Source organism: Arthrobacter cavernae, from assembly GCF_017368795.1.
In the GTDB taxonomy this organism is placed as follows: Bacteria; Actinomycetota; Actinomycetes; order Actinomycetales; family Micrococcaceae; genus Arthrobacter; species Arthrobacter cavernae.
This window is the reverse complement of sequence record NZ_JAFNLL010000002.1, coordinates 398,203-413,174: the sequence shown is the minus strand read 5'-3', so window position 1 is coordinate 413,174 and position 14,972 is coordinate 398,203. Positions and strand designations below refer to the sequence as shown.

Here is a 14,972-nt window from a genome sequence, read left to right as displayed (position 1 = left end):
ACCCGGAGGTTGATCAGGCGATCGCCCAGGAACTCATCCGCCAGCAGTCAACGCTGGAGATGATCGCTTCGGAGAACTTTGCGCCAGCGTCCGTCATGGAAGCACAGGGCTCTGTCCTGACCAACAAGTACGCCGAGGGCTACCCGGGCAAGCGCTACTACGGTGGCTGCGAGCACGTAGACGTGATCGAGCAGCTGGCCATTGACCGGGTGAAGGCCCTCTTCGGAGCCGAAGCCGCCAACGTGCAGCCGCACTCCGGTGCGCAGGCCAACGCGGCTGCCATGTTCGCCCTCCTGGAACCGGGGGACACGATCATGGGCCTGGACCTGGCCCACGGCGGCCACCTCACCCACGGCATGCGCATCAACTTCTCCGGCAAGCTCTACAACGTCATCCCGTACCACGTCCGCGAATCGGACCTCCGCGTTGACATGGCCGAGGTGGAAGCGCTGACCCTGCAGCACCGGCCCAAGCTGATCGTCGCCGGCTGGTCCGCGTACTCCCGCCAGCTCGACTTCGCCGATTTCCGCCGCATCGCGGACCTCGTAGGTGCCTATCTCATGGTGGACATGGCCCACTTCGCCGGTCTGGTGGCATCAGGGCTGCACCCAAACCCGGTGCCGTACGCCGACGTCGTCACCACCACCACGCACAAGACCCTCGGCGGACCGCGCGGCGGCGTGATCCTTTCCAAAGAGCAGTACGCCCGCAAGATCAACAGCGCAGTCTTCCCTGGCCAGCAGGGCGGGCCACTGGAACACGTCATCGCCGCCAAGGCCGTTGCGTTCAAGATTGCCGCCTCGCCGGAGTTCAAGGAACGCCAGGTGCGAGTGCTTGAGGGCGCCAAGCTCCTGGCCGAGCGTCTCCTTCAGGACGATGTGGCGGCCGCCGGAATCTCCGTGGTCAACGGCGGCACCGACGTGCACCTGGTCCTGGTTGACCTGCGCCACTCGGAATTGGACGGCCAGCAGGCCGAGGACACCCTGCACCGCATCGGCATCACGGTCAACCGCAATGCCGTCCCGTTCGACCCCCGCCCGCCGATGGTCTCCTCCGGGCTCCGCATCGGCACCCCGGCCCTCGCCGCCCGTGGCTTCGGTGCCGAGGAATTCGCCGAGGTTGCGGACATCATCGCGGCGGCGTTGATCGCCGCCGCTACCAGCGGCGCCGACAGCGAGAGCACGCTGAACGAAACGACCGCCGTCGAACTCCGCGGCCGCGTCACTGCCCTGGCGGAGAAGTTCCCCCTTTACCCCCACCTCGGCAACGACGCCGCAGCCACCGAACTCGAGGCAGAAATGATTGGAGCAGCCCAGTGAGTGCAGACCACCTTCCCGAACACCCGGACTTCCTCTGGCGCAACCCGGAACCCAAGTCCTCCTACGACGCCGTCATTGTGGGCGGCGGCGGGCACGGCCTGGCCACCGCCTACTTCCTGGCGAAGAACCATGGCATGACCAACATCGCCGTCCTGGAAAAGGGCTGGCTGGCCGGCGGCAACATGGCCCGCAACACCACCATCATCCGTTCCAACTACCTCTGGGACGAGAGCGCGGCCATCTACGAGCACGCCCTCAAGCTGTGGGAAGTCCTGCCCGAGGAACTGGAGTACGACTTCCTCTTCAGCCAGCGCGGCGTCATGAACCTCGCCCACACCCTGGGCGATGTCCGCGAGAGCATCCGGCGCGTGGGCGCCAACCAGCTCAACGGAGTGGATGCCGAGTGGCTTGACCCGCAGCAGGTCAAGGAACTGTGCCCTATCCTGAACATCAGCGACAACATCCGCTACCCCGTCATGGGCGCCACCTACCAGCCGCGTGCAGGCATCGCCAAGCACGACCACGTGGCCTGGGCCTTCGCCCGCAAGTGCGATGAACTCGGCGTGGACATCATCCAGAACTGCGAAGTCACGGGCTTCGTCAAGGACGGCAACCGCGTGGTGGGCGTCAAGACCAACCGCGGCACCATCAACACCGAAAAGGTGGGCCTCGCCGCCGCTGGCCACAGCAGCGTCCTGGCCGAGATGGCCGGCTTCCGGCTGCCGATCCAGTCCCACCCCCTGCAGGCATTGGTGTCCGAGCTGCACGAACCCGTCCACCCCACGGTGGTCATGTCCAACCACGTCCACGTGTACGTCTCCCAGGCGCACAAGGGCGAACTGGTCATGGGCGCCGGCGTGGACTCCTACAACGGCTACGGCCAGCGCGGCTCCTTCCACGTCATCGAGGAGCAGATGGCGGCCGCCGTCGAGCTCTTCCCGATCTTCGCCCGGGCCCACGTGCTCCGGACCTGGGGCGGCATCGTGGACACCACCATGGACGCCTCGCCGATCGTGGGCACCACCCCGGTGGAGAACATGTTCGTCAACTGCGGCTGGGGGACCGGCGGCTTCAAGGCCACCCCCGCGGCCGGCCTGACGTTCGCCCACACCATCGCCACCGGTGCCCCGCACCAGCTCAACAAGCCCTTCGCACTGGAACGCTTCGAAACCGGTGCCCTGATCGACGAACACGGCGCCGCCGCCGTCGCCCACTGACGCTCGAACACAGAAAGAGGCCGGACATGCTCCTTATCTCATGCCCCAACTGCGGGCCACGCGACGAAACCGAATTCCACTACGGCGGCCAGGCCCACGTGGCCTACCCGGAAAATCCGGCCGCACTGAGCGACCGTGAATGGGCCGAGTACCTGTTCTACCGCGATAACACCAAGGGTGCCTTCGCCGAACGCTGGGTCCACAGCACGGGCTGCCGGCAATGGTTCAACATGCTCCGGGACACCGTGAGCTATGAAATCCAGTCCATCTACCGGATGGGCGAACCGCGCCCCGACGCCGCACCCGCCGGCACAGCCACCATCACCACCTCCCCGGAAGGAGCCCAGAAGTGACCAGCCAGAACGCCCGCCTCGCCACCGGCGGCCGCATCGACCGCAGCATCTCCTGGCGGTTCACCGTGGACGGCCAGGAATTCACCGGCCACCCCGGCGACACCATCGCCTCGGCCCTGCTCGCCAACGGCCACATCAGCGCCGGCAACTCCCTCTACGAGGACCGCCCCCGCGGCATCATGGCCGCCGGCGTCGAGGAGCCCAACGCGCTGGTGAAGATCGCCGCCCGCTTCCCGGGCCACGTCGCCGAATCCATGCTGCCGGCCACCGCCGTGTCCCTCGTGGACGGGCTCAACGTCGAACTCCTCTCCGGCCTGGGCAAGCTGGACCCGAACGAGGACCGCGCCGAATACGACAAGAAGTACGTCCACACCGATGTCCTGGCGGTCGGCGGCGGCGTGGCTGGCTTGGCCGCTGCCCGTGAGGCAGTCCGCACCGGCGCCCGCGTCATCCTGATCGATGACCAGCCAGAGCTCGGCGGCTCGCTGCTGTCAGCCTCCACCGCCCCCGCGCTGCAGGAAACCGTCGAGGGCAAGCCCGCCCTGGAATGGATCGCCGACGTGGAGGCCGAGCTGGTCTCCGCCGCCGAAAGCACGGTGCTCAACCGCACCACGGCGTTCGGCTCCTACGACGCGAACTACGTCATCGCCGCCCAGAACCGCACGGACCACCTGAGTGTCCCGGCTGCTCCCGGCGTCTCCCGCCAGCGTATTTGGCACATCCGTGCCAAGCAGGTGGTCCTGGCCCCCGGCGCCCACGAGCGCCCGCTGGTGTTCGAGAACAACGACCGCCCCGGCATCATGCTCGCCTCGGCTGTCCGCAGCTACCTCAACCGCTACGCCGTGGCAGCCGGATCGCGGGTGGTTGTCAGCACCACCAACGACTCCGCCTACTCGCTCGCCACGGAGCTGAAGGCTGCCGGCGTCACCGTCGCCGCCGTCGTCGATGCCCGTCCGCAGCTCAGCGCAACTGCAGCCACCGCCGTCGAAAGCGGCATCCGCGTCTTGGTCGGCAGCGCCGTTGCCGACACCGCCGCGGACACCACCGGCCGCCTCGCCGGCGTCACCGTCCGCAGCATCAACGACGACGGCGAACTCACCTCCGGCGTCGAACAGCTCGCTTGCGATCTGCTCGCCGTCTCCGGTGGCTGGAGCCCTGTGGTCCACCTCCACAGCCAGCGCCAGGGCAAGCTGCGCTGGGACGAGGACCTCGCCGCTTTCGTACCGTCCACCGTGGTCAAGGACCAGCAAGTGGTCGGTTCCGGCCGCGGCAGCTACGAACTGGCAGACTGCCTGTCCGAGGGCATCTCCGCCGGCGCGGCCGCAGCCATCGCCGCCGGCTTCAGCTCCGAGGTCACGCCCGCCGAGCCCAAGGCGCCGGTGGCTTCGGCACCGAGCCGCCAGCTTTGGCTGGTTCCCGGCCAGGCAGGCACTCCGGGGGAGTGGCACCACCACTTCGTGGACTTCCAGCGCGACCAGTCGGTGGCCGATGTGCTCCGCTCCACGGGGGCCGGCATGCGCTCCGTGGAACACGTCAAGCGGTACACCTCCATCAGCACCGCCAACGACCAGGGCAAGACCTCCGGCGTCAACGCCATCGGCGTGATTGCCGCGGCCCTGAAGTTCGGCGGCTCCGGCGGTCCGGACAACATCGGTGAGATCGGCACCACCACGTACCGTGCGCCGTTTACCCCGGTGGCTTTCGCAGCCCTGGCTGGACGCCAGCGCGGCGAGCTCTTCGACCCCGCCCGCAAGACGTCCATCCACCCCTGGCACGTTGCCCAGGGGGCCCTGTTCGAGGACGTCGGACAGTGGAAGCGTCCCTGGTACTACCCGCAGGCCGGGGAGGACATGGACACGGCAGTCCTGCGTGAATGCGCCGCCGTGCGTGACTCCGTGGGCTTCATGGACGCCACCACCCTGGGCAAGATCGAGGTCCGCGGCAAGGACGCCGGCGAATTCCTGAACCGCATCTACACCAACGCGTTCAAGAAGCTCGCCCCGGGATCCGCCCGCTACGGCGTCATGTGCACCCCGGACGGCATGATCTTCGACGACGGCGTGACCCTGCGCCTGGACGAGGACCGCTTCTTCATGACCACCACCACCGGCGGAGCCGCCAAGGTGCTGGACTGGCTGGAAGAGTGGCACCAGACCGAGTGGCCGGAACTGGACGTGCACTGCACCTCAGTGACAGAACAGTGGAGCACCATCGCCGTGGTCGGCCCGAAGTCCCGCGCCGTCATCGCCAAGGTTGCGCCGCAGCTGGCCTTTGATGGGGGTTTGAACGCTGGAGCGTTCCCGTTCATGACCTTCCGCGAAACCACCCTGGCCTCCGGAGTGCAGGCGCGCATCTGCCGCATCTCCTTCTCCGGCGAACTGGCCTACGAGATCAACGTGCCGTCCTGGTACGGGCTCAACACCTGGGAGGCCGTGGCCGCCGCGGGTGCCGAGTTCAGCATCACCCCCTACGGCACCGAGACCATGCACGTGCTGCGCGCCGAAAAGGGCTACCCGATCGTCGGGCAGGACACGGACGGCACGGTCACCCCGCAGGATGCCGGCATGGAATGGATCGTCTCCAAGGCCAAGGACTTCATCGGCAAGCGTTCCTACAGCCGGGCCGACGCCCAGCGCCAGGACCGCAAGCACCTGGTCAGTGTCCTCCCCGTGGACGGCACCATCCGCCTGCCGGAAGGCACACAGCTCGTGGAGAAGGGCATCCCGGTCAACCCGGCCTACGGCCCCGTACCCATGGAGGGCTTCGTGACCTCCAGCTACCACAGTGCCGCACTGGGCCGTTCCTTCGGCCTGGCACTGATCCAGAACGGCCGCAACCGCATCGGCGAGACCCTCGTGGCCGCGCTGGGAGACCAGCTGGTGGACGTGGTTGTTGGCGAAACCGTACTTTTCGACGCTGAAGGGACCCGCAAAGATGGCTGAAACAGCAGCACTCGCACATGTCAACGGACTCCGGGCGGCCCGCCGCAGCCCGGCCTCGCACCTCGCCGAGGCCTTCGCGGCCGGCTCCGTGCCCGGCACCGTGACACTCAAGGAAATCCCGTACCAGGCCATGGTGGGGATCCGCGTTGAGCGGACGTCCGACGCCGGGACGCGCCTTGCGTCCGTGGCCGGCGGACTGCCCGCCACGTGTGGTGAGGTGACGGGCACGGGTTCCGTGAACGCGCTGTGGCTCGGACCCGCAGAGTTCCTGATCGTGGCCCCGGAGGAGTCGCATGACTCCCTCGGCGGTTCCCTGATCGGCGATCTCACGGCGGCCCTTGGCGCCGACGAAGGCCAGGTGGTGGACCTGTCCGCCAACCGCACCACCTTCGAGCTCTCCGGCAGCCGGGCCCGGGCAGTGCTTGAGAAGAGCTGCTCGCTGGACCTGCACCCGCGCACCTTCAAGGCCGGCACTGCGCTGGCCACGGAGATCGGCCACATCCCGGTGGTGCTCTGGAAGACCGGCGAGGAGACTTTCCGCCTGTTCCCGCGGGCCTCGTTCGCCGACTACCTGGGGCGCTGGCTCGTCGACTCCATGCGGGAGTACGCCTCACCCGAGGTCCCCTAATGGCACTTAGCGTGCTTGACCTGTTTTCTGTTGGCATCGGGCCGTCATCCTCACACACGGTGGGCCCGATGCGGGCAGCAAAGCTGTTCACCGATGGCCTGGAATCCTCCGGGCAACTCGCGGCAACGGTGCGCGTCCAGGCTGAGCTTTTCGGCTCCCTGGGCGCCACCGGCCGCGGCCACGGCTCGGACAAGGCCGTGGTGCTGGGGTTGCAGGGCGAGGCGCCGGAAACCGTGGACACGCGCACCGCGGATGACCAGGTGGCTGCCGCCGCGCTGGACGCCGAACTGAGGATCGGCGGCCACCACCGGGTGGACTTCAACTGGGACGAGGACGTGGTCCTGCACCGCCGGAAGTCCCTTCCGGCCCACCCGAACGGCATGACCTTCCGAGCGCTGGACCACAGCGGGGAGGTGCTGCGGGAGCGCAGCTACTATTCGATCGGCGGCGGCTTCGTGGTGGACGGCGACGCCTCCGGCACCGACAAGGTGGTTGCCGACACCACCGTGCTGCCCTACCCCTTCGCCACCGCGGATGAACTGCTGGCAATCTGCGCCCGCGAAGGAAAATCCATCTCGGACATCATGCTCGCCAACGAGCTCGTGTGGCGCAGCGAGGCCGAGCTCCGCGAACGACTGCTCGGCATCTGGGCCGTCATGCGCGAATGCGTGGACAACGGCTGTGCCGCGGAAGGCATCCTGCCGGGCGGCTTGAAGGTGAGGCGACGGGCGCCGTCGTTGTTCAAGACGCTTGCCGCCACCGACGCCGCAACGAAGGCCGTGGGGGCTGGATCCAATCCTTCAGACCCACTGCTCGCGATGGAATGGGTGAACCTGTTCGCCCTGGCCGTCAACGAGGAAAACGCCGCGGGCGGCCGGATCGTGACGGCACCCACCAACGGGGCGGCCGGCATCGTGCCGGCGGTCCTGCACTATTACACCAAGTTCGTGCCGGGAGCCAACGACGACGGCGTCGTCCGCTTCCTGCTGGCGGCGGCCGCCGTCGGGATTCTCTTCAAGATCAATGCCTCGATTTCCGGGGCCGAGGTCGGCTGCCAGGGCGAGGTCGGCTCGGCCTGCTCGATGGCGGCCGCCGGTCTCTGCGAGGTCCTGGGCGGAACGCCCGGGCAGGTGGAGAACGCCGCCGAGGTGGGGATCGAGCACAATCTGGGCTTGACCTGTGATCCCGTGGGCGGCCTGGTGCAGATCCCTTGCATCGAGCGAAATGCCATCGCCAGCGTCAAGGCCATCAATGCCGCCCGCCTTGCCCTGCATGGCGACGGCAGCCACAAGGTATCCCTGGACAAAGCCATCAAGACCATGCGGGAGACAGGTGCCGACATGAAAAGCAAGTACAAGGAGACCTCCCGCGGAGGCCTCGCCGTCAACGTAGTGGAGTGCTAGCCATGACTGCCATCCAAACTGAAACTGCTCCTGAGTCCCTTTCCGGGACCACCGTGGAGCATGTCCTCACGCTCGACTGCCCGGAGGGACCCGGAATCGTGCACGCCGTATCCGGCTTCCTGCTGGAACATGGCTGCGACATCATCGACAACAAGCAATTTGGCGACCGCGCTGAAGGGCACTTCTTCATGCGCGTGCACTTCGCCTCCCCTGGTGATGACTCCACCGTGGACGCGCTGCGCGCGGCGTTTTCCCCTGTGGGCGAGAAGTACGGGATGAACTGGCAGCTGGAGCGTCAGGGTTCCAAGCGGAAGGTCCTCATCATGGTGTCCAAGTTCGGTCACTGCCTGAATGACCTGCTGTTCCGTGCGCGGATCGGTGAGCTGCCCATTGATGTGGTGGGTGTCGTGTCCAACCACACCGACCACCAAGGGTTGGTGGAGTGGCACGGGATTCCGTTCTTCCACGTACCCGTCACCGCGGCTACGAAGCCCGCGGCGGAGGCTCGGCTCTTGGAGATCATCGACGAACTGGATGTGGAACTCGTGGTGTTGGCCCGCTACATGCAGGTGCTCAGTGACGAGCTCGCCCGCAAGCTGGACGGCCGGGCCATCAACATCCACCACTCGTTCCTGCCGAGCTTCAAGGGTGCCAAGCCGTACCACCAGGCCTACGCCCGAGGGGTCAAGACCGTTGGTGCCACCGCGCACTACGTCAACGGTGAACTGGATGAAGGACCCATCATCTCGCAGCAGGTAGTGGAGGTGGACCACACGTTCGGACCGGACGACCTGGTGGCCGCCGGCCGCGACACGGAATGCAAGGCCCTCAGCAACGCCGTGCGCTGGCACTGCGAGGGCCGGATCATCCTGAACGGGAACCGGACGATCGTGCTGAAGTAGGGCGCCGGGTACGCCCAAATCGCGGGTTCCCATCCCCGCTCGATGTTGCGAAACGTCGAGCAGGACGGGAACCCGCGATTTGGCGTTAACCGGTACCTAAAGACGGGCCAGGCGGGTTGCCAGATGGAGGGCAGCCAGCCGGCCCGTTTTTCGTGGGTCGCCGCCGCACAGTTCAAAAATGCGCTGGAGCCGGTGGTGCAGCGATTGACGCTCCAGATGCAGTTCCCGTGCCGCCTGCGCCGTGTTGCAGCCCGAATCCAGCCACACGGCCAGCGTTGCCAGCAGCTGCGACTGGCGCTGCGCGTCATGGTGCAGCACGGGGTCCAGTTGGCGCCTGACGAAGTCCGCCCGGGCGTCTGGTGCCAGGCTCTCCACCGCCAGAAGCTCGACGGCGAGTGCCTCGGCGTCGATCACGGCACCGCCTGCTGCCGCTGCGGCGAGCTCCAATGACCTTCGGGCCCCGGCCAGTGACCAGCCGGCCTGCGCAATGCTGCTTGCCAGTGGCCCGACGGCGGCGGCCGTCACCTGCTCGACGGGCAGCCCCGCCAGTGCCGCCAGGAGTTCCGCCCGCGCCGCCTGCGCCGACGCCTCGGGCAGCGCCACGAGTGCGATGAGTTCGGCATGTTCCACGTAGCTGGCGCTCTTAAGGCCGCCGTCGTGAAGGATCTTGTCAACGGTGGCCCGGAGCTGCTGCGAATCCCGCGACCGGATGACCACGGCCACCACTGCGGCATCGGCCTGAAATCCCGCCGCCGGCCCGAGCTCCTGGAGGCGCCATGGCTGGCTGCCCGAGATGATGGCGCGCATCAGTTCGGTGCCCGCCATCTCGTGCAAGCCCGGCTGCGTCCGCTGGAGCAGGGCGAGGCCGAGAATGTCGACGGCGCGGTCCCCGGCCACGCGCGCGAGGCCGGCGTCGGCGCCGTCGGGCACGTCAATCTCAAGCCGCGCCAGCAGCACGCCCCGGACCGGAACATCGATACTGATCACGGAACCGCGCGCCGCTTCGGCGGAACCGCGCGCCCGTTCAGCAGCGGCGGGCGGCAGGGCGCCGGCGATCGGCGCGCCGCTGGGTGAGAGCAGCGTGACCGCGGAATCGATGATTCTCGCAAGCACGGCCAAGATCTGGTCCAGCTTCCCGCCGTGGGCCAACTCGGCAGCCATGGCATGGGTGGCCTGGTCGGCCTTCTGGAGCTGGACCACGGACTCGGACACCAGCATGGAGTTGATGCTCTGCATGATTCCAACGAACGGCACCACGCTGCGCAGTTCCACGAGGGGCAGCCCCAGCTGCTCCGCCGCGTCCAGCATGGACGCCGGAATGGCCGGGAGCGCACCGCCTGTTTCCAGGGCGAGCGCCGCCACCTCGCGTTCGGCGAGTTCACGGATGTAGTCCACCCGGCGCTCATCCGTGGCTGTGGCCAGGGCAATCCCGCCGCTGAGGAGGAGTTCGCCGCCAAGCAGTAGCGGCGCGATGTCCAGGACCTCGCTGGAGTGCACCCATCGGACGGGCCTGGAGCCCGCAGTTTCCGCCAGGGATCGGACCAATGGATCGGCGGAGCGGAAGCTGGGGTGATCCAGAATCTCACTCAGCAATATTGGCATGACACTCCGTAACTCAAGTTGGATTTCCTTTTGACACATCGTATCTTGTTGCTGTGATCAGAGCCACATAATCTGGAACTATCCCATTCACTTACGGAGGCTCTCCCCATGCAAGACAACCTCTCCTCGACGCAGTCAGGCTCGGCAACGGCGCCGGCCGAAGACGTCGAAGCCTGGCTTCAGCCCATTCCCGAGTCAGCGCGGACTCGGAAGGTATCTGGCCAGTTCTGGATCTGGGCCGGCGCAAACCTCGCCCCCATCAACTGGGTGCTCGGCGCCCTCGGCATCCATCTCGGCCTCGGCTTTGCCGACACCGTCATCGTTCTGGTCCTGGGGAACCTGATCGGCATGCTCCTGTTCGGCTGCTTCGTCCTGCTGGGCCAGAAGACCGGCGCCACCGGCATGGTCTTGGCCCGCGCAGCCTTCGGCCGCCGCGGAAATTACCTGCCGGCCGCCATCCAGGCGCTTCTCGTGATCGGCTGGTGCGCGGTCAACACCTGGATCATCCTGGACCTCGTCATGGCCCTCTTCGGAACGCTCGGCTGGGTGGATCCGGAGGCCCACAACTACGGCTGGAAGATCGGCGTCGCCACGGGCATCATGGCCGCGCAGGTGGCCATCGCCTGGTTCGGCTACAAGGCCATCGCGGCCTTCGAAAAGTGGACCGTCCCGCCTACCATCATCATCCTGGCCGTCATGTCCGCCGTTGCCTGGTTCGGCATGAAGATCGACTGGGGCTACGCAGGCCCTGCCGGGAACATCCTGGAAGGCTCCGAGCGCATCGCCGCCATGAGCGCCGTGATGACCGCCATCGGCATCGGCTGGGGCATCACCTGGTTCACCTACGCCGCCGACTACTCCCGCTTTGTCAGCACCTCCGTCCCCAAGCGCAAGGTCTACCTGGCCTCCGTCCTGGGCCAGTTCATCCCCGTCGTGTGGCTCGGCATTCTCGGCGCCAGCCTCGCCACCAACAGCGGCGAGGTGGACCCCGGCAAACTGATCGTGCAGAACTTCGGCGTCCTCGCGCTGCCCGTGCTGCTGATGGTCCTGCACGGCCCCATTGCCACCAACATCCTGAACATCTACACATTCTCCGTGGCAACCCAGGCACTGGACATCACCATCAGCCGCCACAAGCTGAACCTGTTCGTGGGCGTCTTCTCCCTCATCGCGGTGGTGTTCTTCATCTTCCAGGAAGACTTTGCCGCGGTCCTGGATGCCTGGCTGATCGGCCTCGTGGCCTGGGTGGCAGCCTGGGGCGGCGTCATGCTGGTGCACTACTTCTGGCTCGAGAAGCGCTGGCCGGGCAAGGTGGAACGGCTGTTCGACGGCGTCGGAACCCGCCGCCTGCCGGTGGTCAACTGGGCCGGCGTCATCTCGCTCCTGCTCGGAATCTTCGCCACCTGGCTGTTCATGTACGGACTCATCCCCGTCATGCAGGGCCCCATCGCCGTGGCCCTGGGCGGCTGGGATCTCTCCTGGCTGGCAGGCGGCCTGACCAGCGCGGCGTCCTACGCCGTCCTCGGCCCGCGGGTCCACCGCAGCTTCGTGGCATTGGAAGAGGACACACGGCACGCCGGCAGGCACAACACGGGGCAGCAGCCTGTCCAGGCACCTCTCGCGGTCGGAGAGCCCTCCTGACCCGGAACCTCGCCGTCGTCGCTGCTTAGAAGTCCTTGCTGCAGGGGCCCGTGCCGAGCCTGGCCAGGCCGGCCCGGTCCCCTGCGGCATAGTCGCGGACCCAGGACGCTTCATCGAACATAAGCTGTTCGGGGTCACTGACGTGGTCCAGGCCCAGCAAATGCCCCAGCTCGTGCATGATGACGGCGATCCCGATCGCCTCGCCGCTGGGAGAATCCAGGATGCCGTGGAACTGCGGGGCATCCAGGGAAACAGAACCGGTGACGTACGCTTTGTAGCCATTGCTCAGACCGATGGACGAACTTCCAGCCAGCCCCACGGTCTGCCCATCCAGGCGCGGCACCACGCCCGGGGTGGTCCAGGCGATCAGCACTGGCGCCCAGCGGTCCCCGTACCTGTCCGGTTGGTAGCCGGCCCTGTTGCTTGACGGGGTTTCGTCCGTCGTCCCGTCGTAGACGAACTGCAGCCCGGAAGCCCAGCTGGCCTCCTCAATGGCATCCTCGAGCAGCCGCTGCCAGGACGCCGGTGCCAGGTCCGTGTTCACCACGTAGTGGATGGGACGGCACGGTGAGTACGTCAACGGTGAACCGTCACCTTTGACCGCAAGGAACTTGTAGGAATCGCTGGGCCAGGTGAACGGCGGCGGACTGCCCAGGGGCGCATTGGCCTCCTCGATGCCGGGAACCGGATCCCGGCGTTGGCCGAACGGAAGAGCTCCGGGCCGGGAGACCTGGCTGTCCTGCTCCGCGCCGAACAACGCGGGCCGCAGATCGCCACTGAAATAGGCGCCGGCGCACACCAAGGCAATGATTCCCAGCAGGAACAGGACCGCGGCAATGCTGCTGTGCCGCAGCCCTTCCCGGGGCGGAGGGACATAGGGGTCAGGCCAGCGCGGCGACCCATAAGGTTCCATTGAACCCCCTGCCAGGCGGCATCAAACGGGCGGTGATTGCCGCCGTCGGCCACTCAGACCAGCTTAGGTCGGGCACGAGGTGCCGTCCATGGGTGACCCTAGACGATCACAGCACCAAACGCGAGCCCCAGACCGTAGGTGGCGGCAGCCGCACCGATTCCGATCGCCAACTGCCGCAGGCCGCGGCTCAAGGGAGACGTTCCGGAGAGCAGTCCGACGACGGCGCCCGTCGCCAGGAGTGCCACGCCCACCAGCACGCCAGCTACCAGCAGCGCAGCCAGGCCGCTCATGCCAAAGAGGAAGGGCAGGATCGGTACGATCGCGCCGGAGGCGAAGAAGCAGAAGCTGGACAGGGCCGCACCCCAGGCGGAGCCGACCGTCTCGTGCTCGTCCTCAGGCTCCTCGGCTTCAGGCTGCAGGGAGAGGCTGGGATCGCAATCGCAGCTGTAGAGGCCCATGCGTTCGGCCGCGCGGTGCTCGGCTGCTTCATGGCTCATGCCACGGGCCAGGTACACCAGGACGAGCTCATTGTGTTCGAAGTCCAGGGATGGAGCAGCGGTCAGGGTGGCCTGGGTGGGCCGGGTGGCGTTCAGCAGTTCGCGCTGGGAGCGGACCGATACGTATTCGCCTGCGCCCATGGACAGGGCGCCGGCCAGAAGGCCCGCCACGCCGCTCATCAGCACCACGGGGCTGGGAACGCCGGTGGCGGCCATGCCCATGACGAGGGACAGGTTGCTGACCAGGCCATCGTTGGCGCCGAACACGGCAGCGCGGAAGGTGCCGGAGAGCCTGTTGCGGCCCCGTGTCGCCAGGCCACGGACCACTTCTTCGTGGATCTGCTCGTCGGCGGCCATGGCAGCGGTGGCCGAGGGATCGCTTGAGTAGGGGGAGCGGCCTTCGGCGCGCTGGGCGAGTGCCAGCACAAACACGGAGCCGAAGTGGCGCGCCAGGAAGCCGAGCAGCTGGCTGCGGGTGGATGCCCCCTTGGGCATGCCCGCATGTTCGCCCAGGAGCCGCAGCCAGTGGGCCTCGTGCCGGCCTTCGGCGTCGGCGAGGGCCAGGAGGATTTCGCGTTCCTCGCCTTCGCGGCGCAGGGCGAGTTCGCGGTAGACGGCGGCCTCGGCGCGTTCATCGGCCAGGTATTGGCGCCAGCGGCGGATGTCCGACGACGACGGCGCCGGGCGGGAGCCTGCGGTGTCGGCCGGGGTCCACAGGGGGGATTCTGCGGCTGTGGGGGCTTCTTCGAGGATGGGTGCTGCGTCCGGAGCGGGGCTCGACGTATGGTGGGATTCCTGGTGCTTCTGCACTTCTACTCCTGTGCTTGCTGGGGCTTTTGCGGCTCCATTGCACGCCCACTTTACCGTGAATTTCAGGGGATTTTTGGCCGGTGTTCCTCAAAGGATTTCTTAGGCGCACCGTAAAAACAATTCCGTGGCGCCTGCCGGAGAAAGGTGCCTTGACCCCTGCAACAGGCAGTGCTCAGATGGAAGGACAGGGACGGGGCGGCACTGATCCCGTACGCGCAGGGGCTCGCTTCAGCCCCCTCGGACGGAGGTTGCATCATGGACACCACCGAATCACACGCCAGGCATCCGGACCGGCCAACCATCGAGTCCGACCCCGCCTATGACTACAACGAGGACGAGGTAGTGGACGAGGCCTGGACAGAGGACGACGAGGCCCCAGCCGACGAGGAACGCGTGGTTCCCCTGGACGAAGTGGATGCTTTCCGCGAGCCCGAGGAGGAAATCTGAGCTTCCCCGCTCTATGGACTCGGCGCGAAGCTGAAGCGCTTTTCGACGCCTGCCTGCCGGCCCCTGGCCGCCACTGTCAATGAAAGGGTCTGCGTGGCCGGGAACCAGCGGGCCGGGCGCACAGACTGGCTCAGGGCGTCCGCGATCAGCCGGGGTTCGTGGTGCCAATGGCGCACAAGCTCCCCGTCAACAATGAACGTCACCGTGCCGAGCAAGAGGTCGACGCCCGGAATGACACGGACTGAGGCGGGTTCTGCTTGGGTGTGGACGACGTCGGGATAGTACGGCACGTGCCTGC

Annotated in this window: 12 protein-coding genes and 1 pseudogene; 9 read left to right on the top strand and 4 right to left on the bottom strand. The window is 67.0% G+C overall.

From position 1 onward, the window contains the following. From glyA to purU, 7 genes and pseudogenes are all read left to right on the top strand, one after another. Positions 1 to 1,319 (top strand): serine hydroxymethyltransferase (gene glyA / locus J1902_RS01825; RefSeq protein WP_242701435.1); only part of this gene is annotated, 1,319 nt, incomplete at its 5' end. Beyond that, positions 1,316 to 2,536: a sarcosine oxidase subunit beta family protein gene (locus J1902_RS01820; protein ID WP_207614532.1), complete on the top strand. Its 1,221-nt coding sequence runs from the start codon at positions 1,316 to 1,318 to the stop codon at positions 2,534 to 2,536. The genes glyA and J1902_RS01820, both read left to right, overlap by 4 nt. A gap of 26 nt (positions 2,537 to 2,562) precedes the next feature. After that, positions 2,563 to 2,871 (top strand): annotated as a pseudogene (locus tag J1902_RS01815) (sarcosine oxidase subunit delta); the annotation flags it as partial. A 14-nt stretch (positions 2,872 to 2,885) separates the two neighbouring features. Beyond that, positions 2,886 to 5,831 (top strand): 2Fe-2S iron-sulfur cluster-binding protein, encoded by a 2,946-nt coding sequence (locus tag J1902_RS01810; protein WP_207614530.1) that lies wholly within the window; start codon positions 2,886 to 2,888, stop codon positions 5,829 to 5,831. Further along, positions 5,824 to 6,459, top strand: coding sequence for a sarcosine oxidase subunit gamma (locus J1902_RS01805; RefSeq protein ID WP_207614529.1), 636 nt, complete (start codon positions 5,824 to 5,826; stop codon positions 6,457 to 6,459). The genes J1902_RS01810 and J1902_RS01805 overlap by 8 nt, the downstream gene beginning before the upstream one ends. After that, positions 6,459 to 7,862: an L-serine ammonia-lyase gene (locus J1902_RS01800; protein ID WP_207614528.1), complete on the top strand. Its 1,404-nt coding sequence runs from the start codon at positions 6,459 to 6,461 to the stop codon at positions 7,860 to 7,862. Before J1902_RS01805 ends, J1902_RS01800 begins: the two co-directional genes overlap by 1 nt. A 2-nt stretch (positions 7,863 to 7,864) precedes the next feature. After that, positions 7,865 to 8,764, top strand: a complete 900-nt coding sequence (purU, locus tag J1902_RS01795) for a formyltetrahydrofolate deformylase (protein ID WP_207614527.1) — start codon at positions 7,865 to 7,867, stop codon at positions 8,762 to 8,764. A gap of 96 nt (positions 8,765 to 8,860) precedes the next feature. On the opposite strand, the gene J1902_RS01790 is transcribed toward purU, so the two are convergent. Beyond that, positions 8,861 to 10,366 (bottom strand): PucR family transcriptional regulator, encoded by a 1,506-nt coding sequence (locus J1902_RS01790; RefSeq protein WP_207614526.1) that lies wholly within the window; start codon positions 10,364 to 10,366, stop codon positions 8,861 to 8,863. A 108-nt stretch (positions 10,367 to 10,474) separates the two neighbouring features. Here J1902_RS01790 and J1902_RS01785 point away from each other — a divergent pair, with 108 nt between their 5' ends. After that, entirely contained in the window at positions 10,475 to 12,007 is a 1,533-nt protein-coding gene (locus tag J1902_RS01785) for a purine-cytosine permease family protein (protein ID WP_242701434.1), read from the top strand. A gap of 25 nt (positions 12,008 to 12,032) precedes the next feature. Here the strand turns inward: J1902_RS01785 and J1902_RS01780 are convergent, their stop codons facing one another. Beyond that, positions 12,033 to 12,920 (bottom strand): matrixin family metalloprotease, encoded by an 888-nt coding sequence (locus tag J1902_RS01780; protein ID WP_207614525.1) that lies wholly within the window; start codon positions 12,918 to 12,920, stop codon positions 12,033 to 12,035. 98 nt (positions 12,921 to 13,018) lie between these two features. Next, on the bottom strand, positions 13,019 to 14,227 hold the full coding sequence (locus J1902_RS01775; protein WP_207614524.1) for a VIT1/CCC1 transporter family protein: 1,209 nt from the start codon (positions 14,225 to 14,227) through the stop codon (positions 13,019 to 13,021). Positions 14,228 to 14,482: 255 nt separating this feature from the next. Here J1902_RS01775 and J1902_RS01770 point away from each other — a divergent pair, with 255 nt between their 5' ends. Continuing rightward, positions 14,483 to 14,674, top strand: coding sequence for a hypothetical protein (locus tag J1902_RS01770; RefSeq protein WP_207614523.1), 192 nt, complete (start codon positions 14,483 to 14,485; stop codon positions 14,672 to 14,674). Positions 14,675 to 14,685: 11 nt separating this feature from the next. On the opposite strand, the gene J1902_RS01765 is transcribed toward J1902_RS01770, so the two are convergent. Next, the gene (locus J1902_RS01765) at positions 14,686 to 14,964 is read right to left on the bottom strand and encodes a hypothetical protein (protein WP_207614522.1); all 279 of its coding nucleotides are present in this window, start codon (positions 14,962 to 14,964) and stop codon (positions 14,686 to 14,688) included. Positions 14,965 to 14,972: the final 8 nt, after the last annotated feature.